The sequence below is a fragment of the Buttiauxella sp. BIGb0552 genome, assembly GCF_004366275.1.
GTDB classification, from domain to species: Bacteria; Pseudomonadota; Gammaproteobacteria; order Enterobacterales; family Enterobacteriaceae; genus Buttiauxella; species Buttiauxella gaviniae.
This window is the reverse complement of sequence record NZ_SODY01000003.1, coordinates 566,811-591,832: the sequence shown is the minus strand read 5'-3', so window position 1 is coordinate 591,832 and position 25,022 is coordinate 566,811. Positions and strand designations below refer to the sequence as shown.

22 protein-coding genes are annotated in these 25,022 nt (G+C 51.1%); 13 read left to right on the top strand and 9 right to left on the bottom strand.

Annotated elements, in window-relative coordinates; all coding sequences use genetic code 11:
* Positions 1-42: 42 nt before the first annotated feature.
* The 8 genes from rbfA (at position 43) to mtr (ending at position 8,766) form a co-directional block, all read left to right on the top strand.
* A complete protein-coding gene (rbfA, locus tag EDF88_RS11670; RefSeq protein WP_034459684.1) occupies positions 43-447 on the top strand; it encodes a 30S ribosome-binding factor RbfA in 405 nt (134 codons plus the stop codon).
* Positions 447-1,391 carry a tRNA pseudouridine(55) synthase TruB gene (gene truB / locus EDF88_RS11665; protein WP_064514053.1) on the top strand — a complete coding sequence of 315 codons (945 nt, stop codon included), beginning with the start codon at positions 447-449 and terminating at the stop codon, positions 1,389-1,391. The genes rbfA and truB overlap by 1 nt, the downstream gene beginning before the upstream one ends.
* A 153-nt stretch (positions 1,392-1,544) precedes the next feature.
* On the top strand, positions 1,545-1,814 hold the full coding sequence (gene rpsO, locus EDF88_RS11660) for a 30S ribosomal protein S15 (RefSeq protein WP_064514052.1): 270 nt from the start codon (positions 1,545-1,547) through the stop codon (positions 1,812-1,814).
* A gap of 245 nt (positions 1,815-2,059) precedes the next feature.
* On the top strand, positions 2,060-4,189 hold the full coding sequence (gene pnp, locus EDF88_RS11655) for a polyribonucleotide nucleotidyltransferase (protein ID WP_134184797.1): 2,130 nt from the start codon (positions 2,060-2,062) through the stop codon (positions 4,187-4,189).
* A 117-nt stretch (positions 4,190-4,306) separates the two neighbouring features.
* Positions 4,307-5,191 carry a lipoprotein NlpI gene (nlpI, locus tag EDF88_RS11650; protein ID WP_064514048.1) on the top strand — a complete coding sequence of 295 codons (885 nt, stop codon included), beginning with the start codon at positions 4,307-4,309 and terminating at the stop codon, positions 5,189-5,191.
* Between the two features lie 110 nt (positions 5,192-5,301).
* A complete protein-coding gene (gene yrbN, locus EDF88_RS11645; RefSeq protein WP_110510645.1) occupies positions 5,302-5,379 on the top strand; it encodes a protein YrbN in 78 nt (25 codons plus the stop codon).
* Positions 5,372-7,363, top strand: a complete 1,992-nt coding sequence (locus EDF88_RS11640; RefSeq protein WP_134184795.1) for a DEAD/DEAH family ATP-dependent RNA helicase — start codon at positions 5,372-5,374, stop codon at positions 7,361-7,363. Before yrbN ends, EDF88_RS11640 begins: the two co-directional genes overlap by 8 nt.
* A gap of 158 nt (positions 7,364-7,521) precedes the next feature.
* Entirely contained in the window at positions 7,522-8,766 is a 1,245-nt protein-coding gene (gene mtr / locus EDF88_RS11635; RefSeq protein ID WP_134184793.1) for a tryptophan permease, read from the top strand.
* Between the two features lie 31 nt (positions 8,767-8,797).
* Here the strand turns inward: mtr and EDF88_RS11630 are convergent, their stop codons facing one another.
* From EDF88_RS11630 to EDF88_RS11620, 3 genes are all read right to left on the bottom strand, one after another.
* Positions 8,798-9,793, bottom strand: a complete 996-nt coding sequence (locus EDF88_RS11630) for an LLM class flavin-dependent oxidoreductase (protein WP_064514042.1) — start codon at positions 9,791-9,793, stop codon at positions 8,798-8,800.
* A gap of 81 nt (positions 9,794-9,874) precedes the next feature.
* A complete protein-coding gene (locus EDF88_RS11625; protein ID WP_064514215.1) occupies positions 9,875-10,759 on the bottom strand; it encodes a U32 family peptidase in 885 nt (294 codons plus the stop codon).
* A gap of 8 nt (positions 10,760-10,767) precedes the next feature.
* Positions 10,768-11,763, bottom strand: coding sequence for a peptidase U32 family protein (locus EDF88_RS11620; RefSeq protein WP_134184791.1), 996 nt, complete (start codon positions 11,761-11,763; stop codon positions 10,768-10,770).
* A 247-nt stretch (positions 11,764-12,010) separates the two neighbouring features.
* Here EDF88_RS11620 and EDF88_RS11615 point away from each other — a divergent pair, with 247 nt between their 5' ends.
* Together EDF88_RS11615 and EDF88_RS11610 are read left to right on the top strand one after the other, a co-directional pair.
* Positions 12,011-12,535: an SCP2 domain-containing protein gene (locus EDF88_RS11615; protein WP_134184789.1), complete on the top strand. Its 525-nt coding sequence runs from the start codon at positions 12,011-12,013 to the stop codon at positions 12,533-12,535.
* A complete protein-coding gene (locus EDF88_RS11610) occupies positions 12,529-13,035 on the top strand; it encodes an N-acetyltransferase (protein ID WP_064514037.1) in 507 nt (168 codons plus the stop codon). Before EDF88_RS11615 ends, EDF88_RS11610 begins: the two co-directional genes overlap by 7 nt.
* Here EDF88_RS11610 and EDF88_RS11605 read toward each other — a convergent pair.
* On the bottom strand, positions 13,019-13,327 hold the full coding sequence (locus tag EDF88_RS11605) for a GIY-YIG nuclease family protein (protein ID WP_064514035.1): 309 nt from the start codon (positions 13,325-13,327) through the stop codon (positions 13,019-13,021). The genes EDF88_RS11610 and EDF88_RS11605 overlap by 17 nt on opposite strands.
* Before the next feature lie 53 nt (positions 13,328-13,380).
* Between EDF88_RS11605 and EDF88_RS11600 the strand changes: the two genes are divergently transcribed.
* Both EDF88_RS11600 and EDF88_RS11595 read left to right on the top strand, forming a co-directional pair.
* A complete protein-coding gene (locus EDF88_RS11600; protein ID WP_134184787.1) occupies positions 13,381-13,821 on the top strand; it encodes a YhbP family protein in 441 nt (146 codons plus the stop codon).
* An 18-nt stretch (positions 13,822-13,839) separates the two neighbouring features.
* The gene (locus tag EDF88_RS11595) at positions 13,840-14,481 is read left to right on the top strand and encodes an NAD(P)H-binding protein (RefSeq protein ID WP_134184785.1); all 642 of its coding nucleotides are present in this window, start codon (positions 13,840-13,842) and stop codon (positions 14,479-14,481) included.
* A 6-nt stretch (positions 14,482-14,487) separates the two neighbouring features.
* On the opposite strand, the gene nrdG is transcribed toward EDF88_RS11595, so the two are convergent.
* The 5 genes from nrdG to treR all read right to left on the bottom strand — a co-directional run bounded on the left by nrdG (position 14,488) and on the right by treR (position 21,749).
* Positions 14,488-14,952 (bottom strand): anaerobic ribonucleoside-triphosphate reductase-activating protein, encoded by a 465-nt coding sequence (gene nrdG / locus EDF88_RS11590; RefSeq protein ID WP_134184783.1) that lies wholly within the window; start codon positions 14,950-14,952, stop codon positions 14,488-14,490.
* A complete protein-coding gene (gene nrdD, locus EDF88_RS11585) occupies positions 14,953-17,088 on the bottom strand; it encodes an anaerobic ribonucleoside-triphosphate reductase (protein WP_134184781.1) in 2,136 nt (711 codons plus the stop codon).
* A gap of 346 nt (positions 17,089-17,434) precedes the next feature.
* A complete protein-coding gene (gene treC, locus EDF88_RS11580; protein WP_134184779.1) occupies positions 17,435-19,093 on the bottom strand; it encodes an alpha,alpha-phosphotrehalase in 1,659 nt (552 codons plus the stop codon).
* A 164-nt stretch (positions 19,094-19,257) separates the two neighbouring features.
* Positions 19,258-20,676, bottom strand: a complete 1,419-nt coding sequence (gene treB, locus EDF88_RS11575) for a PTS trehalose transporter subunit IIBC (RefSeq protein ID WP_134184777.1) — start codon at positions 20,674-20,676, stop codon at positions 19,258-19,260.
* A gap of 125 nt (positions 20,677-20,801) precedes the next feature.
* Complete coding sequence (treR, locus tag EDF88_RS11570) at positions 20,802-21,749, bottom strand: trehalose operon repressor TreR (RefSeq protein WP_064514020.1); 948 nt, start codon at positions 21,747-21,749, stop codon at positions 20,802-20,804.
* Positions 21,750-22,135: 386 nt separating this feature from the next.
* Here treR and mgtA point away from each other — a divergent pair, with 386 nt between their 5' ends.
* Positions 22,136-24,847 (top strand): magnesium-translocating P-type ATPase, encoded by a 2,712-nt coding sequence (gene mgtA, locus EDF88_RS11565; protein WP_134184883.1) that lies wholly within the window; start codon positions 22,136-22,138, stop codon positions 24,845-24,847.
* The last annotated feature ends 175 nt before the right edge of the window (positions 24,848-25,022 follow it).

Sequence of the window (25,022 nt, the reverse complement as noted above, 5' to 3'; positions counted from 1 at the left end):
TTTAGGGGGCCGAGCGCCCCCTGATTTTATGGAGAATTTATTATGGCGAAAGAATTTGGTCGCCCACAGCGTGTTTCCCAGGAATTGCAGAAAGAAATCGCAATCATCCTGCAGCGCGAAATTAAAGACCCGCGTCTGGGCATGATGACCACCGTTTCTGGTGTCGAAGTGTCACGCGATCTGGCTTATGCAAAAGTGTTTGTAACCTTCCTGAACGATAAAGACGAACAAGCAGTGAAAGAAGGCATCAAGGTTTTACAGGATGCTTCTGGCTACATTCGTTCTTTGCTGGGCAAAGCAATGCGCCTGCGTATCGTGCCTGAACTGACTTTCTTCTACGATAACTCGTTGGTTGAAGGTATGCGCATGTCGAATCTGGTTTCTAACGTCATCAGAAACGATGATGAGCGCCGTGTAAACGATACGGATGACAGCAAGGAGGATTAATGAGTCGTCCTCGTCGTCGTGGTCGTGATATCCACGGAGTACTGTTGTTAGATAAACCTCAGGGTTTATCTTCGAACGACGCGTTGCAGAAAGTGAAGCGTATTTATAACGCTAACCGTGCCGGTCATACCGGAGCGCTTGACCCGCTTGCAACCGGAATGCTACCGATTTGCCTCGGAGAGGCGACAAAATTCTCGCGTTATCTACTTGATTCCGACAAGCGTTACCGTGTTATTGCCCGCCTTGGGCAACGCACTGATACTTCTGATGCTGATGGCACAGTCGTTCAGGAGCGTCCGGTAACCTTTACCGAACAAGAGCTGGCGCAAGCGTTAGATAGCTTTCGTGGTGAAACACAGCAAGTTCCATCGATGTACTCCGCACTGAAATATCAAGGCAAGCCACTTTATGAGTATGCGCGCCAGGGTATCGAAGTGCCGCGTGAAGCACGGTCTATCACGGTTTACGAACTTCTGTTTATTCGCCATGAAGGCAATGAACTTGAGTTGGAAATTCACTGTTCTAAGGGAACGTACATCCGGACCATCACCGATGATTTAGGTGAAAAACTCGGTTGTGGTGCCCATGTGACTTTCCTGCGTCGCCTTGCAGTGAGCAAGTATCCTGTCGAACGTATGGTAACGCTTGAGCAATTGCATGCATTGGTTGAGCAAGCACAAGCGCAAGAAATTGAGCCATCGGTGCTGTTAGATCCATTATTGATGCCAATGGATAGTCCGGCTTCAGACTTCCCAATCGTGAATTTATTACCTGCTGTTGCGGGTTACTTCAAGAATGGGCAGCCAGTGCAAGTGGCGGGTAGCCCGGCAGAAGGGCTAGTCCGCGTCACCGAAGGTGATGAAGGCAAATTTATCGGCATGGCCGAAATTGATGATGATGGACGCGTAGCGCCTCGTCGTCTGGTTGTTGAGTATCCGCTCTGACACCTGGAGTTGCCTTGCGATAAGAGGTGGCTACAGGTAAAATGGCGCGGCTTAACTTTCATACCTTTGTTTAACATTGTTGTGAAAGTGCACTGGAGTTGCTGAATTAGAGATCGGCACTCTATCTTTTTATCTATAATTTTGGAGTTTAAAATGTCTCTAAGCGTTGAAGCTAAAGCAAAAATCGTTTCCGAGTTTGGTCGTGGTTCTAACGACAGCGGTTCTACCGAAGTTCAGGTTGCACTGCTGACTGCTCAGATCAACCACCTGCAGGGTCACTTCTCTGAGCACAAAAAAGATCACCACAGCCGTCGTGGTCTGCTGCGTATGGTTTCTCAGCGTCGTAAACTGCTCGACTACCTGAAGCGTAAAGATGTAGCACGTTACACCAGCCTGATCGAGCGTCTGGGTCTGCGTCGCTAAGTCTTGCGAGTTTCAGAAAAAGGGGCCTTTTAAGGCCCCTTTTTTCAACCAGATGGCAGCAATTCTATGGAAACTAATGTATTGTTGCAGTGTGTGATCTTTGTTGCAGAGGTTCGCGCGGCTAATGAGAGGCTTTATCCGCATGGGCGGGTTAGGGTTGTCATTAGTCGCGAGGATGCGATAGAGATCGGGTTAAACGGAGCAAGTGCAATCACCTGCTACCAAAGATTATTAAGGATATTATTTTGCTAACTCCGATTGTCCGTAAATTTCAATACGGTCAGCATACGGTCACAATAGAGACCGGTATGATGGCTCGCCAGGCTACCGCAGCAGTAATGGTCAGCATGGACGACACCGCTGTATTCGTGACCGTAGTCGGTCAGAAAAAAGCGAAAGCAGGCCAGGATTTCTTCCCTCTGACTGTTAACTATCAGGAGCGTACTTACGCTGCTGGTCGTATCCCGGGTAGCTTCTTCCGTCGTGAAGGCCGTCCAAGCGAAGGTGAAACACTGATCGCGCGTCTGATTGACCGTCCAGTGCGTCCGCTGTTCCCGGAAGGTTTCGTGAACGAAGTTCAGGTTATCGCGACCGTTGTTTCCGTGAACCCACAAGTTCACCCAGATATCGTTGCAATGATTGGTGCTTCTGCCGCTCTGAGCCTGTCTGGTATTCCGTTCAACGGCCCAATTGGCTCTGCACGTGTTGGTTATATCAATGACCAGTATGTTCTGAACCCAACTGCTGATGAACTGAAAACCAGCAAACTGGACCTGGTTGTTGCCGGTACCGAAGGTGCTGTGCTGATGGTTGAATCCGAAGCTGAGCTGCTGAGCGAAGACCAGATGCTGGGCGCGGTTGTATTTGGCCACGAACAACAGCAAATTGTTATCCAGAACATCAACTCTCTGGTTGCTGAAGCTGGCAAACCACGTTGGGACTGGCAGCCAGAAGCGGCTAACGAAGCGCTGAATGCACGCGTTGCTGCACTTGCTGAATCCCGTCTGAGCGATGCTTACCGTATTACTGATAAGCAAGAGCGTTACGCACAAGTCGACATCATCAAATCTGACGTTATCGCTGCATTGTCAGCTGAAGACGATTCAATTGATGCTGGCGAAGTAAGCGACATTCTGCACGCTATCGAGAAAAATGTTGTTCGTAGCCGTATTCTGGCTGGCGAGCTGCGTATCGATGGCCGCGAAAAAGACATGATCCGTGGTCTGGATGTGCGTACTGGCGTTCTGCCACGTACTCACGGTTCTGCACTGTTCACCCGTGGTGAAACTCAGGCGCTGGTTACAGCAACTCTGGGTACCGCACGTGATGCACAGAACCTGGATGAGTTGATGGGCGAACGTACCGACAACTTCCTGTTCCACTACAACTTCCCTCCGTACTCCGTAGGCGAAACCGGCATGGTCGGTTCACCGAAGCGTCGTGAGATTGGTCATGGTCGTCTGGCTAAGCGTGGCGTACTGGCTGTTATGCCAGAAGCTGACCGCTTCCCGTACACCGTGCGTGTAGTGTCAGAAATTACTGAATCTAACGGTTCTTCTTCCATGGCTTCCGTATGTGGTGCTTCTCTGGCTCTGATGGATGCAGGCGTGCCAATCAAAGCCGCTGTAGCCGGTATTGCGATGGGTCTGGTTAAAGAAGGCGAGAACTTTGTTGTTCTGTCTGACATTCTGGGTGACGAAGATCACCTGGGCGACATGGACTTTAAAGTTGCTGGTAGCCGTGAAGGTATCTCTGCACTGCAGATGGATATCAAAATCGAAGGCATCACCCGCGAAATCATGCAGGTGGCTCTGAACCAGGCTAAAGGTGCGCGTCTGCATATCCTTGGCGTGATGGAACAGGCTATCAACGCTCCGCGTGGCGATATCTCTCAGTTCGCTCCACGTATTCACACAATCAAAATCAACCCAGACAAGATCAAAGACGTGATCGGTAAGGGTGGTTCTGTGATTCGTGCGCTGACCGAAGAAACCGGTACAACTATCGAAATCGAAGATGACGGCACCGTGAAAATCGCGGCGACCGATGGCGAGAAAGCGAAGTTTGCTATTCGTCGTATCGAAGAGATCACTGCTGAAATCGAAGTCGGCCGTATCTACCAGGGTAAAGTTACTCGTATCGTAGATTTCGGTGCATTCGTTGCTATCGGCGGCGGCAAAGAAGGTCTGGTGCACATTTCTCAAATCGCTGACAAGCGCGTAGAGAAAGTGACTGACTACCTGCAGATGGGTCAAGAAGTTCCAGTTAAAGTACTGGAAGTTGACCGCCAGGGCCGTGTTCGTCTGAGCATCAAAGAAGCAACTGAGCAGTCCCCAGCGGAAAGCGCAGCACCAGCTGCACCAGAAGCTGAGTAAGCTATACCGATTAAGCTCTCCATGGCGACATGGAGAGCTATTTATTACGGGGCAGGGAGTCTCGTTTTAGAGCCGGCGGACAGGACGTCATCCATATGTTGTCTTCGGGAGTGGGAAATGAAGCCTTTTTTGCGCTGGTGTTTCGTTGCGACAGCTCTCGCGCTGGCAGGATGCAGCAACTCCTCCTGGCGTGAACGTGAAGTCCTGGCGGTGCCATTGCAGCCGACTTTGCAGCAAGAAGTCATTCTTGCACGCATGGAACAGATACTTGCCAGCCGGGCTTTAACCGATGATGAGCGCGCGCAGCTTTTATATGAGCGCGGAGTGTTGTATGATAGCCTTGGCTTGCGGGCTCTAGCGCGAAATGATTTTTCACAAGCGTTGGCAATCCGCCCCGATATGCCTGAAGTATTCAATTACTTAGGTATATATTTAACGCAGGCAGGCAATTTTGATGCTGCCTATGAAGCGTTTGATTCTGTACTTGAGCTTGATCCAACTTACAACTATGCGCATTTAAATCGCGGTATCGCCCTCTACTACGGTGGTCGTTATCGTTTAGCGCAAGATGATCTGCTAGCGTTTTATCAAGACGATCCCAATGATCCTTTCCGTAGTCTGTGGCTCTATATTGCTGAAAGCAATTTAGATGCAAAGCAGGCTAAAGTGGCGTTACAACAGCGCCTCGATAAATCGGACAAAGAGCAATGGGGATGGAACATTGTCGAGTTCTACCTGGGGAACATTAACGAAAAAACGTTAATGGAACGCCTCGAGGCGGACGCAACGGATAACACCTCGCTCGCTGAGCATCTCAGTGAAACCAACTTCTATTTAGGTAAGTACTACCTAAGTCTGGGGGAAAAGGACAGCGCCACGGCACTGTTCAAGTTAGCGGTCGCTAACAACGTACACAACTACGTTGAGCATCGTTATGCATTGTTGGAATTAGCGCTCTTGGGCCAGGAGCAAGATGACCTGGCAGAATCGGACCAGCAATAGCTGACGAACATCGATCAGCCCATAAACTTTTTTATTAAAGTCATCACCTTAACGGGTGAGGGCGTTTTTGTTCGTTAATCAACCAAATTTGAGCCGGTTCACACTTTTCAATGAAAATTGCAGGTCAATTTCACGATGAGTTATGTAGACTGGCCGCCATCTACGAGGCACGTGTACTACATGACTGACATCATCGAGACTACTACTATCGAAACTACTTTTTCTGATCTGGGTCTTAACGACTCCATCCTTAAAGCCCTGAACGATCTGGGTTACGAAAAACCATCTCCAATCCAGGCTGAGTGTATCCCACAGCTACTGGCTGGCCGCGATGTACTGGGTATGGCCCAGACTGGTAGCGGCAAAACTGCAGCGTTCTCTTTACCGCTGCTGCACAACCTTGATCCAGAGCTGAAAGCACCACAAATCCTGGTGCTGGCACCGACCCGCGAACTGGCGGTTCAGGTTGCTGAAGCCATGACGGATTTCTCTAAACATATGCATGGCGTAAACGTTGTTGCCCTTTACGGTGGCCAGCGTTATGACGTGCAGCTGCGCGCCCTGCGTCAGGGACCACAAATTGTTGTTGGTACCCCAGGTCGTCTGCTGGACCACTTAAAACGCGGTACGCTGAACCTGTCCAGCCTGAAAGGTCTGGTACTGGACGAAGCTGACGAAATGTTGCGTATGGGCTTCATCGAAGACGTTGAAACCATCATGGCTCAGATCCCAGAAGGTCATCAGACCGCTCTGTTCTCTGCAACTATGCCAGAAGCGATTCGTCGTATTACCCGTCGTTTCATGAAAGATCCGCAGGAAGTACGCATTCAATCTAGCGTTACTACTCGCCCGGACATCAGCCAGAGCTACTGGACTGTGCACGGCATGCGTAAGAATGAAGCACTGGTTCGTTTCCTTGAGTCTGAAGATTTTGATGCGGCGATCATTTTCGTACGTACCAAAAACGCAACTCTGGAAGTGGCAGAAGCGCTGGAACAGAGCGGCTACAACAGTGCTGCACTGAACGGTGACATGAACCAGGCGCTGCGTGAGCAAACTCTGGAGCGTCTGAAAGACGGTCGTCTGGACATCCTGATTGCAACCGACGTTGCAGCTCGTGGCCTGGACGTTGAGCGTATCAGCCTGGTTGTTAACTACGACATCCCGATGGACTCCGAGTCTTACGTTCACCGTATCGGCCGTACAGGTCGTGCTGGTCGTGCTGGTCGTGCTCTGCTGTTCGTTGAGAACCGTGAGCGTCGTCTGCTGCGTAACATCGAACGCACCATGAAGCTGACTATTCCTGAAGTTGAACTGCCAAACCGCGATCTGCTGAGTGAGCGTCGTCTGGCTAAGTTTGCAGCTAAAGTTCAGCAGCAACTGGAAAGCAGCGATCTGGATCTTTACCGTGGTCTGCTTGCAAAAATCCAACCTTCTGCTGAATCAGAAGAAGCGCTGGATATGGAAACACTGGCTGCAGCACTGCTGAAAATGGCACAGGGCGAACGTCCTCTGATCCTGCCACCAGATGCACCAATGCGTCCACGTCGTGAATTCCGTGAGCGCGATGAGCGTTTCGAACGTTCAGACCGTGCACCACGTGGCGATCGTCCAGATCGTGCACCGCGCGGTGACCGTCCAGAGCGTTCAGATCGTCCACAGCGTGATGGTGATGCACCACGTCGCGAACGTCGTGATGTTGGCGATATGGAACTGTACCGCATTGAAGTTGGCCGTGATGATGGTGTTGAAGTTCGTCATATCGTTGGCGCTATCGCTAACGAAGGTGATATCAGCAGCCGTTACATCGGTAACATCAAACTGTTCGGTACTCACTCTACTATCGAACTGCCAAAAGGCATGCCGGGCGAAATCCTGCAGCACTTTACCCGTACTCGTATTCTGAACAAACCAATGAATATGCAGCTGATGGGTGATGCTCAGCCTCGTACTGACCGTGGCGGCGAACGTCGTGGCGGCGGTGCAGCAGCAGGTGCTGGTCGTGGTTTCGGTGGTGGTGAGCGTCGTGAAGGCGGTCGCGGTCCACGTCGTGATGGCCCAGCAGGTGCTGGTGCACCACGTAGTTTCAGCGGCGAACGTCGTGAAGGCGGTCGTGGCCCACGTCGTGAAGACGGTGCAGCTCCTGCTCGTCGTCGTACCACAGAAGCATAATCACAGAAGTTTATGCCTGCTGTTTACCAGCAGGCAGTGATAAAAATCCTGGTTAACGCAACCGGGATTTTTTTTATCCAAATTGTACTCATGTACTGGTACAATGTAGCGCAGCAAGCCTGTCACTTCGACAGTCGTTCATTGTCTCAGGAATTCGTATGGCAACTTTAGCAACCATCCACGCCTCGCCGTCTATTTTTGGTGGGGTAATGATTATTGGCGGCACCATTATTGGGGCGGGAATGTTTTCCCTGCCGGTGGTGATGTCGGGTGCCTGGTTCTTCTGGTCTTTAGCTGCACTGGTCGTGACCTGGTTTTGTATGCTGCATTCCGGTTTGATGATTCTGGAAGCTAATCTCAACTACCGTGTTGGCTCAAGTTTTGACACGGTCACGAAAGATTTGCTGGGAAAAGGTTGGAATCTGATTAACGGCCTCTCAATCGCTTTTGTGCTGTATATCCTGACCTACGCCTATATTTCGGCAAGCGGCTCGGTGATTCACCACACGCTTGGCAAAATGTCTGTCGATTTCCCCGCAAGGTTCGCCGGGTTGATATTTGCCCTGGTGGTCGCTTTTATCGTCTGGCTCAGTACCCGCGCAGTCAGCCGCATGACGACCATCGTGCTTGGCGCGAAAATCCTGACTTTCTTTATGACGTTTGGCGGCCTGATGTGGCATGTCGAACCCGTAACACTTCTCGATAGCAAAGCCATCAACCCAAGCTATTTGCCGTATATGTTTATGACGTTGCCATTTTGCCTGGCCTCGTTTGGCTACCACGGTAACGTACCAAGCCTGATGAAATATTACGGCAAAGATCCACAGACTATTAAGCGATGCCTTGTCTGGGGAACGCTGATGGCACTGGTGCTGTACGCTATTTGGTTAGTTGGCAGCATGGGAAATATTCCGCGCAGCGACTTTATTGCGATTGCTGATAAAGGCGGGAATATTGATGTGTTGGTCGGTGCATTGAGTGGTGTACTGAACAGTCGCACCCTGGATTTACTGTTGATCGTTTTCTCCAACTTCGCCGTTGCCAGTTCATTCCTGGGGGTGACATTAGGCTTATTCGATTATCTGGCCGATCTGTTTAAATTTGATGACTCACCTTTAGGTCGCTTGAAAACCGCGTTAGTGACTTTCATCCCGCCAATGTTAGGGGGGGGTATCTGGCCTGATGGATTTATCTACGCGATTGGATTTGCGGGGTTGGCGGCGACTATCTGGGCGGCAATTGTTCCAGCTCTTCTCGCAAAAGCTTCTCGCAAGAAATTTGGCAGCCCGACTTACCGGGTGTGGGGCGGGAATAAAATGATTGTGCTGATTCTTATCTTCGGTGTGACAAACGCCGCTATCCATATCCTTTCAAGCTTCGATTTACTGCCGGTTTATCACTAAGTTTTCGCCCCTCCACCGAGGGGCGAAAACTTTACAGGCTCTCGTAAACATCCATCGCCAGGTCAAAGGAATGCAGGCGAGCTTGGGTATCAAAAATCTGGCCATTAACCATAATTTCATCAGCCTGCGTTTCACGCAGCAATGAGATCAGACCGTGGCGTACTTTCGCAATATCACCCACCAGAGACATGCTCAATGCCTGCTGCACGCCATATTTCTCTGCCGGGCTCCAGAAGCTATCCATGTTTTCAATCGGCGGTGGCAACTGGCCCGTTTCGCCACGACGCAATTTAGCGAAAGCTTGCTGCATCGAGGTAAACAGGAATTCGGCATCGCGGTTGCTGTCAGCTGCAATAATATTGATGCATACCATTGCATACGGTTTTTCCAGGCGGGCAGACGGTTTGAACTGGGCACGATAAAGTTGCAGCGCCTGGAACAACATATCGGGTGCAAAGTGTGAAGCAAAGGCGAACGGCAGCCCAAGTTGGGCCGCCAGTTGGGCGCTATACAAGCTTGAACCCAGCAGCCAGACAGGAATTTTAGTGTTGTAGCCAGGAACCGGGCGCACTGCCGGGTTTGGGTCTGTGGCATCAAACCATGACACCAGTTCACTGACATCGCGTGGGAAATTGTCGATATCACCACTCATATGGCGGCGCAACGCCATCATAGTGCGCTGGTCGCTTCCCGGCGCGCGACCTAATCCTAAGTCAATACGCCCAGGATAAAGAGTCTCCAGGGTGCCAAACTGCTCGGCAATCACGAGAGGTGAGTGGTTCGGCAACATCACGCCACCGGAACCGAGGCGCAACGTTTCGGTATTCGCCGCCAGATAGCCAATCAACACGGACGTCGCAGCACTCGCGATGCCGGTCATATTGTGGTGCTCTGCTAGCCAGTAGCGGTGATAGCCGCGCTTCTCGGCCAGGCGAGCTAAATCTAAGGATCGATGGAACGCATCACGAGGCTGGGAGCCTTGTGGAATAGGGGCTAGATCGAGTAGTGAAAAAGGAGTTTGAGACATAACGGCTCACTCTGTTTATTGATGATTGTCTTTCAGTATTGCCGAAAACCATCAACAATTAAGTAACAAAGTGAGCCTTTTTTAGCTCTGAGTCACCAGTTCTAAGCCAGCAACGCGTCGCCAGTAGCCATTACAATCGTTTTGCTGTGCCAAAGATAACGGCGCATTGCCATTCTCATTTTTGCGGAAGGCTTCCAGAACGCGAAGTGTTTCCATACCCATCGGTGATAAACGCACCATATCGACTAAGCCTTTCATCGAGGCCAGTTCGTTTCCGAGGTTGTACACATAGCCGCTCATGGTCTGAATTCCATTAAGCACAAACACTTGCTGATTTTCCTGAGACAACATGTTGCGGCCGACAGGATATTTAATGCAGCAGGTTTCGCATTCATCTTTTGGTTTGTCTTCGGAACGTGCGGTGAAACAGCGTGCGGAATACGCCAAAGGCAAATGGCCATAGCTGAGCACTTCGACTTCAAACTTATTGCGAATACCCAACTCGTCACACTGAGTGAGCATGTTTGCCAGCCAGTCACGTGAAAGCTCAACCGGCATACACCAGCGAACCATACCTTGTTTGAGCAGTATGCGCAGCGTCACCGCGTTATAGCAGTTGAGCGCGTGGCCTGCGACAAACGGCAGTTTGCGTTCTGCCGCCATATTCACGGCACCGAGGTCATTGGCTTCAATCAGGAAATCACCATTCTCGACGTAGCGTTTGAGCTCGTTTAATTCAGACGGAGCCTGAACCAGTGCCAGCGTGGAGAGGACAACTTGCTTACCCTGGCTTGCCAGGCTTTTCGCCATATCCAGCCATTCGCCCGTTTTGGTTGCACGGCGCTTGCTGCACACTGACTCACCAAGATAAATCGTCTCGGCACTGCTGTTTGCTGCAGCCTGGTAAAATTTTTCCAACGTCTCTTTTGGCCAGTAGTACAGCACTGGCCCTAATGAATATTTCATGGTCATCCCTACTGCCATTTACGGTGATAGGCACCGAGAGTGGTTTGCGTGCCTTCGGCCATCGCTCCCAGATCTTCCATCCACGCAGGTTTCGCACGGTAGTTTTCCGGATCAGACATACACAGATCGATTGCTTGACGCCAGACTTTCGCTACCTGGCTGACATAGGCCGGGCTACGCTGGCGGCCTTCGATTTTCACCGACGCAATATTCGCGGCTAATAATTCAGGCAGCAGTTCAAGTGTGTTCAGGCTGGTTGGCTCTTCAAGAGCGTGATATTTCTGATCGTCAACCAGATAGCGACCTTTGCAAAGCGTCGGATAACCTGCGTTTTCACCATCCTGATACCTGTCGATAAGTACATCATTGAGGCGTGACTCAAGGCCTTGCGGAGTTTGTTGCCAACGCACAAAGCGCGCAGGGGAACAGGCACCCACTGTGTTAGGCGACTCACCAGTCAGGTAGGAGGAAAGATAGCAACGCCCTTCGGCCATAATGCACAGGCTACCAAAAGCAAAAACCTCTAGCGGTACAGGGGTTACGCGAGCCAACTGTTTTACCTGATGAATGGATAACACGCGTGGTAAAACAACACGCGCAACGTCGAAGTTGCGATGATAAAAGCGGACTGCTTCTTCATTGGTGGCGGAGGCTTGTACCGATACGTGGCGCTCAATATGCGGGTAACGCTCAGCCGCGTATTCAAGCATGGCGAGGTCGGCCAGAATTAAAGCGTCGGCTCCGAGTTGCGCTGCCATATCTACTGCACGTTGCCAGCGCACGTAGCCGTCCGGATGCGCAAACGTATTGATAGCGATATGCAATTTACGGCGATGTTGATGCACGTAACTTACCGCTTCTTGCAGTTTCTTCTCCGTGAAATTCAGTCCAGCAAAATGGCGGGCGTTGGTATCATCTTTAAGACCAATGTAAACCGCATCGGCACCATTATCGATGGCCGCTTTCAACGCCGGTAAGTTTCCAGCTGGGCAAAGCAACTCCATAATTTATCCTGAATCATTGGGTAACCTGAGAGGAAACCCATGCGGCCCAGTGTCGGACAGCAAAATTGTTAACGAACTGGGATTTTAGTTAACCCGACCGCGACAAATTTTGATTTAAGGCAGCTAATGGCGTATTGATGAAATCAATATGATGGTATTGATAACCCGCAAACTTGTTGATTTACACCGCTACGGAGAATGGCTGGTGTGGCAAAATGGTGGATAAATTTCTCAAGGAGTAAAGCTTGTGTTGGATAAATTGCGTTCACGCCTGGTCCATCTCGGCCCGTCACTGTTAAGAACACCGGTTAAACTGACGCCCTTTGCTCTAAAGCGCCAGGTGCTTGAACAGGTTCTTGGCTGGCAGTTCCGTCAGGCAATGGAAGAAGGTGAACTCGAATTTCTTGAGGGACGCTGGTTAAGTATTGAAGTGCGTGATCTCGGTCTAAAATGGTTTACTTCGGTACAAGATAACAAACTGATTGTGCGTGAAGATGCTCCGGCTGATGTGAGTTTCAGTGCGACAGCCAACGATTTGTTGATGATCGCTGCACGTAAACAAGATCCCGATACCCTGTTTTTCCAACGCCGCCTGATGATTGAAGGTGACACTGAACTGGGTCTGTACGTCAAAAATTTAATGGATGCCATTGAGCTGGATGCGATGCCAAAACCACTACGCATGCTGCTACTGCAACTGGCTGATTTTGTCGAAGCGGGGATGAAGCATAAACCTGCTCCAGAAAGTAACTCGGTAGGTGAGCCATGCTAATTCGTGTAGAAATACCTATTGATGCTCCAGGCATCGACGCTTTACTTCGCCGCTCCTTTAATAGCAATGGTGAAGCAGATTTGGTGAAGGATTTACGAGAAGACGGCCTTTTAACACTGGGTGTTGTTGCCACGGATGACGAAGGTCAGGTCGTGGGTTATGCCGCATTCAGTCCGGTTGCGGTCGAAGGTGAAGAACTACAGTGGGTTGGTCTTGCGCCACTGGCTGTAGACGAAGCTTATCGCGGCCAGGGGCTGGCGAAAAAACTGGTTTATGAAGGACTCGATTCACTCAATGAATTTGGTTATGCCGCCGTTGTGACATTGGGCGAACCTGCGCTATATAGCCGCTTTGGTTTTGTTCCCGCTGCGCAATTCGATTTGCGCTGTGCCTGGCCTGATACCGAAGCCTATTTTCTGATTCATCCACTGGCCGATGACGCGCTCAATGGCGTGAGTGGTTTAGTGGAATATCACGAACATTTTAACCGAGAGTTTTGATCTCTGATTTCGTTTGAAGGCCTGCCAAAAGGTCTTCAAACGACAATGCTCCTTTTACCAACATCTCTTTCTGCGCTTTAGTTAGCTGCTTGATGCGATACTCCAGGCGCAATGCGCTTGAGCGATCGCCTACCAGATGGCTAAAGGCCAATGTTAACTCACCTTTCCCACGCAATGCTTTCGCACCTTTCCCGGTTTGATGCTGAGAGAAACGGCGCTCCACATCGGTGGTAATGCCCGTATATAAACGGTTATCGAGGGTGCGGATTAAATAGAGATACCAGGGGGACATAGGTCGGGCGCATAATTGATGTTTTCCGCAGAATATCACTCTTCAGGTTGCACATGGAAACTCTCAATGCCATTAGTCGTTGGCTGAATAAACAGCATGTACTGACTTACTGCGCAGGCAGTAATGGTGATTTATGGTGCGCAAATGCGTTCTACTTATTTGATGAACAGCGCGTCACTTTTTACCTGTTAAGCGAAACTCACACTCGTCACGGAGAGTTGATTGGAAACCAGGCCAATGTAGCCGGAACGGTTAATGGGCAGCCCAAAACCGTCGCGTTAATTCGTGGCGTACAGTTCCGCGGCGAAATCACGCTGGTGGCTGAGCAAGAAGCCGATAGCATTCGTGCTCGTTACTGCAAGCGCTTCCCAGTAGCGCGAGTGATGAAGGCACCGGTGTGGGAAATTCGTCTTGATGAAATAAAAATGACCGACAACACGCTCGGTTTTGGTAAAAAGCTCCACTGGCTGCGAGATGACACTAAACTTGGTTAATAGGCGACAGGAGAACTTATGAACCGGGTTTTGATTACGGGGGCCACAGGTCTTATTGGTGGGCACTTACTACGTATGCTAATCAATGAGCCGCAGATCGGTCATATTGTTGCTGCGACCCGTCGCCCCTTGCCTGCAATGAATAAAGTCACCAACCCCTACGATCCTCAGTTGAGTGATGCACTCACACAATTGACCGAGCCGATTGATACAGTCTTTTGCTGCCTCGGTACCACGATGAAAGAAGCGGGCAGCAAAGAAGCTTTTGTGCTGGCGGATTACACGCTGGTGGTGGACACCGCCATCACTGGGCTGCGTTTGGGAGCTAAACAGATGCTGGTGGTTAGCGCCATTGGCGCGAACAGCAAATCGCCATTCTTTTATAACCGGGTAAAAGGTGAGATGGAGGAGGCATTGATAGCGCAACAGTGGCCGCGTCTGACGATTGCTCGTCCATCCATGCTGCTCGGCCATCGGGAATCACAGCGTTTAAATGAGTCGCTGTTTGCACCATTGTTCAAAATCATGCCTGGGAAGTGGAAGTCCATCGAAGCAAGGGATGTGGCGAAAGCAATGCTGCATGAGGCGCTTAAGCCTGCAGGCGAGGGTGTGAATATTCTGGACTCAAGTCAGTTACGTGAAATAGCAAAAGCCCCATAAGGGGCTCTATCGCAAATGATGTACGACCTGGTTGCTACTGCCGCGCCAGACCAGCGCTGGGTCTTTCAAATCCTGAACGAACTTGCCATCGATTAACACGTTAATTAAATCAACCACTTCGCGCTGAGCTTCGGTTAATTCATCAAGCTTGTAACCCGTCCACATCCAGATATCTTTGCCAGGGCATTCCGCCCGCACTCGCTGCACCAGCTTTAGCACATCCGCGATGTTTTGCGGATGAAGCGGGTCGCCGCCCGAAAGCGACAACCCCTGGCGGCGGATACGCGTGTCGTTCAGATCGGCAATAATCCGGTCTTCCATCTCCTGCGTGAACGCCATACCGGAATTCAGCCGCCAGGTGCTTTTGTTATAGCACCCGGGACATTCATGTACGCAGCCGGAAACGAACAGCGTGCAGCGTGTTCCCGGCCCGTTTACGATGTCTACCGGATAGTATTGGTGGATGTTCACTTAACCAATCTGCCCGTTACCCAAATGCTTCACGCGGCGCTTCACTTCTTCCTGCTTACCGGCGTTAAACGGACGTGCATCCGGGCTGCCAAGATAACCACAAACACGGCGTGTTACGGATACGCGAGCCGCGTCGTGGTTGCCACATTTCGGGCAGGTAAAGCCTTTGCTGGTGCATTCAAACTCACCAGTAAAGCCACACTCGTAGCACTCATCAATTGGTGTATTGGTGCCGTAATACGGAACGTGTTTGTAGCTGTAATCCCAGACGTCTTCCAGCGCTTGCAGGTTGTGCTGGATGTTCGGGTATTCGCCGTAACAGATGAAACCACCATTCGCGATAGGTGGATACGCTGCTTCAAAGTCGATTTTGTCGTATGGATTAACTTTCTTCTCAACATCTAAGTGGAAGCTGTTGGTGTAGTAACCTTTGTCGGTCACGCCTGGAACCACGCCAAACTCAGCGGTATCAAGACGGCAGAAGCGGTCACACAGGTTTTCACTTGGTGTGCTGTAGAGGCTGAAACCGTAGCCAGTCTCTTCTTTCCAGCTGTCGGTTGCCTGGCGCAGACGCTCAACAATTGCGACGGCTTTCGCACGCAACTCTTCGCTGTCGTAAACGTGCTGATTACCAAACAGTGCATTCACCGTTTCGTGGATGCCGATGTAACCCAGAGAAATCGACGCACGGCCATTTTTGAAGATTTCAGAAACGTCGTCGTCTGCTTTCAGGCGCACACCGCAAGCCCCTTCCATATACAGGATTGGTGCAACACGCGCTTTCACACCTTCCAGGCGCGCAATACGCGTCATCAGTGCTTTGAACGCCAGCTCCAGACGGCTATCGAGCAGCGTCCAGAAGGTAGCTTCGTCACCTTTCGCTTCCAGCGCAATGCGTGGCAGGTTCAGGCTGATAACGCCGATGTTGTTACGACCATCATGAATCTGCTCACCGTTTTCTTCGTACACACCAAGGAAACTGCGGCAACCCATAGGCGTTTTGAACGAGCCGGTGACTTTAACCACCTGGTCGTAGTTCAGAATGTCCGGATACATGCGTTTGCTGGCGCATTCCAGAGCAAGCTGTTTGATATCGTAGTTTGCATCGCCAGCCTTGTGGTTCAGGCCATCTTTAATAGCGAAGACCAGTTTTGGGAACACCGCAGTTTTACGGTTTTTACCCAGACCCGCGATGCGATTACGCAGAATAGAGGTCTGAATCAGGCGTGATTCCCAGCTAGTTCCCAGGCCGAAACCGAAGGTCACGAATGGTGTCTGACCATTAGCGGTGTGGAGCGTATTCACTTCATATTCCAGCGACTGGAAAGCGTCGTAACACTCTTTCTCAGTACGTGAAAGCGCATAACCTTTAGCGTCTGGGATCTGCCATTCTTCGGCAGTTTTACGGTGCTTCTCAAAGCTTTCTGTAACAAATGGCGCCAGCACTTCATCAATGCGATTAATTGTGGTGCCGCCATAAATGTGGCTGGCAACCTGGGCAATGATTTGTGCGGTAACAGCTGTTGCTGTTGAGATGGATTTTGGCGGCTCAATTTCCGCATTACCCATTTTAAAGCCGTGCGTCAGCATGCCTTTAAGATCGATAAGCATGCAGTTAAACATTGGGAAGAACGGGGAGTAGTCCAGATCGTGGTAATGAATGTCCCCACGTTCATGCGCCAGAACCACATCACGCGGTAACAGGTGCTGTGAGGCATAGTGTTTAGCCACGATACCGGCTAACAGGTCGCGCTGAGTCGGGATAACTTTGCTGTCTTTATTGGCGTTTTCATTGAGTAAAGCGGAGTTGGTTTGTTCTACCAGACCACGAATTTCCTGGTTCAGGCGGCCACGCTTCTCACGTTCGATATCGCGGTCGTGGCGATATTCAATGTAAGCGCGTGCAAGTTGCTTGTAGTCACCAGCCATCAGTTGGTTTTCAACTGCGGTCTGGATTTCGCCAATATCTACCTGGCTGCGGCCTTCCATCTGCGTGCGGACAATATCTGCTACGGTGGCGCAATAGTCTGCGTCATCGACTCCCGCTGCTTTAGCTGCACGAAGAATAGCTTCTTTGATGCGCTCTGAAGTGAAAGGCACTTTGCACCCATCTCTTTTCATCACATGCGGTGTCATGATCTCTCCATTTTTAAAAAAGGTTATCCACAAAGGATTAGAATTGCCCGCGAGCTGTATTTACCCGCGTTACCATAGGTTTTTTGTTTTAGGGCCTATGTTTATCCACAGATAATCCCCAGAATTGTCTGTAGGACATGTTGTTATAATAGACGGGAACTACAACATGTTGGGTCGGGGTGCATTTTAAGGTCTATATGTAGTGATTTGCATCAAAGATGTTTGCGATTTTATTGATGCAGAACAAAGTAAATCGGGCACAGCAGGAAGGATGGGCAGCGGGCAAAACTCTTAAAATTTGAAGGAGGAGATCTCCCTCAAATATGAGGGAGAAATCGGGTAAGGATTAACCTTGCAACCAATAAACAGCTTCGAAAGGCCGTAAGCTTATCTCGCCAGGTTTACCTACAGCGTCAGAATAGTTACTCATCAGTACATCCCAGTCATCTTCGAAGGCTTCCGGCATCCACCACTGGTTTTCACGGCTGAGGTTGGCTGCCACGACTAATGTTTGCCCTTGCCACTCACGACGGTAACACCATAAATATGGGTGCTCCGGCAGCAAGTCCTGATAGCTACCCCAGGTAAACACAGGGTTTGCTTTGCGCAGCTTAATCAGTTGCTGGTAGGCATAAAATACCGAGTCCGGGTCATCCACCGCTGTTTTAGCGTTGATGGTTTGATAGTTATCGCACAGGTTAATCCACGGAGTTCCCTGGGTGAAACCTGCGTTTTCGCCATCGTCCCACTGCATCGGTGTGCGGCTGTTATCGCGCGATTTACTGGCAAGAATGGCCAGCAGATTGTCGCTATCCCGGCCTTGTGCACGCAGTTCGGCATACATGTTGTGGCTTTCCACATCGCGATAATCAACGATGCGTTTAAAGTGCGGATTGGTCATCCCCAGCTCTTCGCCCTGGTAAATATATGGCGTGCCTTGCATACCGTGCAGCACCATGCCCAGCATTTTCGCCGCAGGAACGCGCAGTTCACCTTCATCGCCAAAGCGCGACACAATTCGCGGCTGGTCGTGGTTACACCAGAACAACGCATTCCACGCCACATTGTGCATGCCTTGCTGCCAGTGGCTGAAAATCGCTTTCAGCGCGACGTAATCAGGAGCCGCCAGCGCCCATTTTTGCCCGCCAGGGTAGTCAACTTTCAGATGATGGAAGTTGAACGTCATCGACAGTTCATTGCTGTTTAGCGCAGCATATTGCTGGCAGTTATCAAGCGTGGTTGACGACATTTCACCAACAGTCATCAACCCGCGTGGTGTAAACACATCACGGCTGAATTCCTGCAGATACTCATGAATGCGCGGCCCGTCGGTATAGAAACGACGCCCATCGCCGCCATCAATATCGGCTGGGAAATCTTGATCTTTCGATATCAGGTTGATCACATCCAGGCGCAAACCATCTACGCCACGATCGGACCAGAACTCGCAGACTTTCTTCAGTTCCGCGCGAACCTGCGGATTTTCCCAGTTCAGATCCGCCTGCTCAGGAGCAAACAGATGCAGATAATACTGGCCGCTTTCCGCATGCCAGCGCCAGGCGTTACCACCGAATTTAGAGCGCCAGTTGTTTGGCACCATATCCGGTGTGCCGTCACGCCAGATATAAAACTCGCGGTACGGACTCTCTTTATTCAGCGCTTCGTGGAACCATGCGTGCTGCGTTGAGGTGTGGTTAAACACCATATCCAGAATGATACGAATCCCGCGGTCGTGCGCTTCAGCGACCAGCTTGTCGAAATCATCGAGGGTGCCGTAAGTCGGGTCAATCGCGCAGTAGTTGGCAACGTCATAGCCATTATCAATCTGCGGGGAGATATAAAACGGGGTCAGCCAAATTGCATCAACACCCAGTAGTTTTAAGTAGTCCAGGCGTTTAATGACGCCTGCAAGATCGCCGGTGCCGGTGCCGGTCGTATCCTGAAAACTCTTCGGGTAGATCTGGTAGATGACACCATGTTGCCACCAGGGAGGAGTTGTATTCATAGCACTTTCCTAAACGCCCGTCATACTTCGAGCCGCAACTGTGTTGGATGCGCTCGCTCACCCCAGTCACTTACTTTAGTAAGCTCCTGAGGATGAGCTCTCTTGCCGCCTTGCTGCAATTCGAATTATTTAGGGCATAAGTTAAAAATTGAACCACCAAAAATCTACACCACCAACAACGTGCCCTGACGGTATTTGCGCTTATACATCACGCTGGTCAGTACGATTGGCACAATCACCGCAATCACAATCGCCAGGGAATAAACTTCCCAGTAACGTGGCTGAATGGACAGAATGCCAGGCAAGCCGCCAACGCCAATCCCGTTTGCCATCACGCCGCTCAGGCCACACAACAAGCCTGCAAGCCCTGAGCCAACCATTGCGCACAGCATCGGGAAGCGGTATTTCAGGTTGATGCCGTACATCGCCGGTTCGGTAACACCGAGGTAGGCGGAAATCGCTGCCGGAACTGAAATCTCACGTTCGTTATGTTTACGGCTGCAAATAATGATGCCGACAACCGCTGACGCCTGAGCAATGTTAGACAGTGCAATCAGTGGCCAAACCGGTGTGCCACCCATGCTCTGAATCATCTGCATGTCGATGGCGAGTGTTGTCTGATGCACGCCGGTAATCACCAGCGGTGCGTACAGGAAGCCAAACAGTGCTGCACCTATCGGCGCAAAACTGCCGGTCATCAGGTGGCGAACCGCAAAGGCCACACCGTCGCCAATCCAACGACCAAACGGGCCGATAAACGCATGCGCCAGAAATACCGCCAGAATCAGTGAACAAACAGGCACTATTACAAGATAGAGGTAATCTGGCACGATGCGTTTCAGACGCGTCTCAATAAAGCCAAGAGCAAGACCTGCCAGCAGTGCTGGAATTACCTGCGCCTGGTAGCCCACTTTTTCGATGGTAAACCAGCCAAAATTCCACACTTCAGGAATTTTGCTACCTAATTCATAGGCATTCATAAGTTGTGGGGAGACGAGCGTGACGCCAAGTACAATCCCAAGGATAGGCGTTCCACCCATTTTCCGCACAGCTGACCAGCAAATACCGACCGGCAGATAGAAGAAAATAGCTTCGCCAATCAGCCACAAGAAGTCGTAGATGGATTGCAGTGAAGGGTGCATTTGCGCGAGCGTAAGCCCGTTGCTCATTGGCAAATCGCCAATCACATTACGGAAGCCGAGGATCAAACCACCGCTGATCAAAGCTGGTAACAGCGGGAAGAAGATCTCGGCGAAGTGGGAAATTAACTGCTCGTGCCATTTCATGTTCTGGCGTGCGGCGAGCTTCGCTTGCTCTTTATCTGCGGAGCTGTGCCCTGTGGCGGCAATCAGCGCCTGATAGTAATCACCCACTTCGGGGCCAATCACGACCTGGAATTGCCCGGCATTGGTAAAGCAGCCTTTTACCATCGGCAGCTCTTCAATCTCTTTTGGTGAAGCTACTTGTGGGTTGTTCAATACAAAACGCAGCCGGGTAATGCAATGACTCACGGTTGCGATATTGCCCCGTCCGCCGACCAGGTCTATCAGCTTTTCTATATCCTGTTGTTTCACTTTGGCCATGATGAGGTTCCGAAGTAGGTAGGGAGAAGTTATCTGCCAGCAAGGTTATCTTTTAATCTTTTTACCGGAAATGGGAACGTTCCCGAAACAAGGCGACGATCACAATAAACCTGAGTTTGGAGCGTTTATTGAAGAGTGCAGGGGATGACTATCTGGCGTAACTCAAGATCTTGCGTAACTTGCCCAATCAACTGCAATACCGCCTGGCGACCTGCTTCGGCATAGCCAGGGTCGACGGTGATGATTTCCGGATGCAGGAACTTCATCAGTGGCGTATTACCGACGCTCGCCAGTTGCAGCGTGGTGCGTTGGTGTTCCTGTAGATATTTGCTGGCGCCCAGAGCGAGGGTGTCGGTCGCGCATAGCAGGGCGGTGGTTTCTGGCAACAAAACTTCAGCGACGTGTTCGTAACCTTGTTTCATCGCCAACCCCGGCAATGCCACGTTTGGCGTCAGTTGGCGTTGTTTGCAGAAGGCGAGATAAGCTTCATGGCGGCGTAAACCTGTTGTCACATCACTATGCGGCACGCCAAGAAAACTAATATGACGATGGCCCTCGGCATAAAGTTTCGCCATCAGGCTGGTGATAGCGCCTTCGTCGTCATAACAAACGGAAGCAAAGCCCTTGGCATCACGCGCCATCAGAACCAGCGTCGATTGCCACGGAGTGAGCATTTTTTCGTTGATGCCGGTAAAACCAAACAGAATCACACCGTCGATATTGCGCCGCTTGAGCATGCCAAGATGTTCTTCCACCAGCTCCGGGTCGAACTGGCTTTCCATCATGATCGGGTCATATCCTTGCTCGTACAGCGACGGCAGCATGGTTTGTACCGCGAGGTTTTCGGAGAGTGAATCCAGACGCGTCACAATAATGGCAACCACTTTATCGCTCTGGCCACGCATGGCACGCGCCGAGCGGGAAGGGGAGAAACCCTCTTGCTGCATGACCGCTTCCACTCGTTCTCGTGTACGGGCACTGACGCCGCTTTCATTATTCAGAACACGGGAGACCGTGGATTTACCGACACCGCTTAAACGGGCGATGTCTTTGATAGTGAGGCGGCTTTGCATCGTTTAGGTTCCCGGCAGTCAATTGCTCATTAGAATCAAGGCAAGCCAACAATACCACAATGGAAAAAATCTGGTTTACGCCAGGTTTAGGTTTGCGGGTGTAGAATGCCCGCGATTAGTGTAATGACTTTTTCTTTTAACCGGAGGCGACATGGAACCTGATCCCAGTCCAGACCCTGTAATGACAGGAATAATCCGGTAAGACTCCCTTCTTTGAAGCAACTGCCTTTGAAGCGACTGCCTTACCGGATTGCGTAAGGCAGAGATCTATCTTGTATCAATCAACGATGTCCCTGCTGAAGAAATTATTTGGCCTGCAAGGCAAGGATTAGCCGCGCCTGCATGTCACCAGGCTCCGCATTGCGTGGGGCCGAGGGACTACTATGCTGTTAAAAAATCTGACCCGGCAGTTGTTTGCACAACTGAGCCGCCACCTGCCACGTCGCTTGATCCAACGCGACCTGATGCCAGATGACAATACCGTTGCTCATGCTCAAGAGGTTCCCGCCTCTCTGACCGAAGCCTGCCTGAAATATGCAGCAGCTCCTGAAGAGCAACTTTATCGCGATTTCAAAAGCCACCCGGAAGGGCTGAATGCGCAGGAAGTTGAACAAGCCATTGAGCTTCATGGCCTCAACCAAATCCCGGCGCAAAAGCCGTCGCCGTGGTGGGTTCATCTTTGGACCTGCTACCGCAACCCTTTCAATATCCTGCTCACAATTCTCGGCATTGTTTCCTACTCCACTGAGGATATGTTTGCCGCAGGCGTCATTGCGCTGATGGTGGTGATTGCCACATTGCTCAACTTCGTTCAGGAAGCGCGTTCCACTAAAGCGGCGGACACGCTCAAAGCGATGGTCAGCAACACCGCGACCGTACTGCGTGTAGTGAATGAAAGCGGTGAAAATGCGTTTATCGAAATCCCGCTCGAAAGCCTGGTGCCGGGCGACATTGTTAAACTGGCGGCAGGCGATATGATCCCGGCGGATCTGCGCGTGATACAAGCGCGTGATCTCTTCGTCGGCCAGGCCTCGCTGACTGGCGAATCCTTACCGGTTGAAAAGGTCGCGATCAGCCGTGATATGTCGCACAACAACCCGCTGGAATGCGACACGCTGTGCTTTATGGGCACAAACGTGGTGAGCGGCACAGCGCTTGCGATGATCATCTCAACAGGTGGCAATACCTGGTTTGGTCAACTGGCCGGGCGTGTCACGCAGCAAGAAAGCGAGCCGAATGCGTTCCAGAAAGGCATCAGCCGTGTGAGCTGGGTACTGATCCGCTTTATGCTGGTGATGACACCAATTGTGCTGCTGATCAACGGCTTCACCAAAGGTGACTGGTGGGAAGCGGCGCTGTTTTCGCTCTCGGTTGCAGTCGGCTTAACGCCGGAAATGCTGCCGATGATCGTTACCTCGACGCTGGCCCGTGGTGCGGTGAAACTCTCTAAACAGAAAGTGATCGTCAAACACCTGGATGCTATTCAGAACTTTGGTGCGATGGATATTCTGTGCACCGACAAAACCGGCACGCTCACGCAAGATCGCATTGTTCTGGAGTCGCACACCGATATTCTCGGCGCGGTGAGTCACCACGTTCTGCACACCGCCTGGCTTAACAGCCATTATCAAACCGGGCTTAAAAACCTGCTGGATGTCGCGGTGCTGGAAGGTGTTGATGAAGATCATGCCCGCAATGCTGCTGCACGCTGGCAGAAAGTTGATGAGATCCCGTTCGACTTTGAACGCCGCCGTATGTCAGTCGTGGTATCTGAACAGCCGGATGTGCATCAGCTGATCTGTAAAGGCGCGTTGCAGGAGATCCTGAATGTTTGTACTCAGGTTCGTTATGGCGACGAGATCGTACCGCTCAGCGAAACTTTGCTGGCGCGTATCCGCCGTGTGACTGACGATCTGAACCGCCAGGGTTTACGTGTGGTCGCTGTTGCCACCAAATTCCTGCCTGCGCGGAGTGAAGATTACGGCCGTGTTGATGAGTCGGATCTGATCCTCGAAGGCTACATCGCGTTCCTCGATCCACCGAAAGAAACCACCGCACCTGCGCTGAAAGCACTTAAAGCCAGCGGCATTGCCGTTAAGATCCTGACCGGAGATAGCGAGCTGGTGGCCGCGAAAGTGTGCCGCGAAGTGGGTCTGGATGTGGGCGAGTTGGTGACAGGCAGCGAAATCGAAAATATGCCTGACGAGCAGCTTGCGGCGTTGGCTCTGCGTACCACGCTGTTTGCCCGCCTGACGCCAATGCACAAAGAACGTATCGTGCGCCTGCTGCGTGGCGAAGGGCATGTAGTCGGCTTTATGGGCGATGGCATTAATGACGCGCCAGCACTGCGCGCCGCCGACATCGGGATTTCAGTGGATGGCGCGGTAGACATTGCGCGTGAAGCTGCAGATATCATCCTGCTGGAAAAAAGTCTGATGGTGCTGGAACAAGGCGTGATTGAAGGGCGCAGAACCTTTGCCAACATGCTGAAATACATCAAAATGACCGCCAGTTCTAACTTCGGTAACGTGTTCAGTGTGCTGGTGGCCAGTGCCTTCTTGCCATTCTTGCCAATGCTTCCGTTGCACTTACTGATTCAGAACCTGCTATACGATGTCTCCCAGGTGGCGATTCCGTTCGATAACGTTGATGACGAGCAAATCAAGAAACCACAGCGCTGGAACCCGGCGGATTTAGGTCGCTTTATGGTGTTCTTCGGGCCGATAAGCTCCATCTTCGACATTCTGACATTCTGCGTCATGTGGTGGGTGTTCAAGGCAAACGTGCCAGAAGCACAAACCCTGTTCCAGTCTGGCTGGTTCGTGGTTGGGTTACTGTCACAAACATTGATTGTGCATATGATTCGTACCCGCCGCATTCCGTTCATTCAGAGTCGTGCTGCGTGGCCATTGATGGTGATGACGCTGGTCGTGATGGTGGTTGGGATTGGCCTGCCGTTCTCGCCGCTGGCAAGTTATCTGCAGCTCCAGGCGCTGCCGCTGAGCTACTTCCCATGGCTGATTGCAATCCTTGCCGGATATATGACGCTGACTCAGTGTGTTAAAGGGTTCTACAGCCGTCGTTACGGCTGGCAGTAATATACCCATCATCCTTCAAGCTGAAGCGGCGTTGGCTGCAACTCGAATGCAGTAAAAATCAGCGGGATGTGATCCGCATCTCGCTGATTCTCGCCATAACCTTGATGAATATTTCTACACGTGTTACCAGATTGTTTTTGCTTTTTTCTGGCCCGTCATTGTTAAAGGAATATTC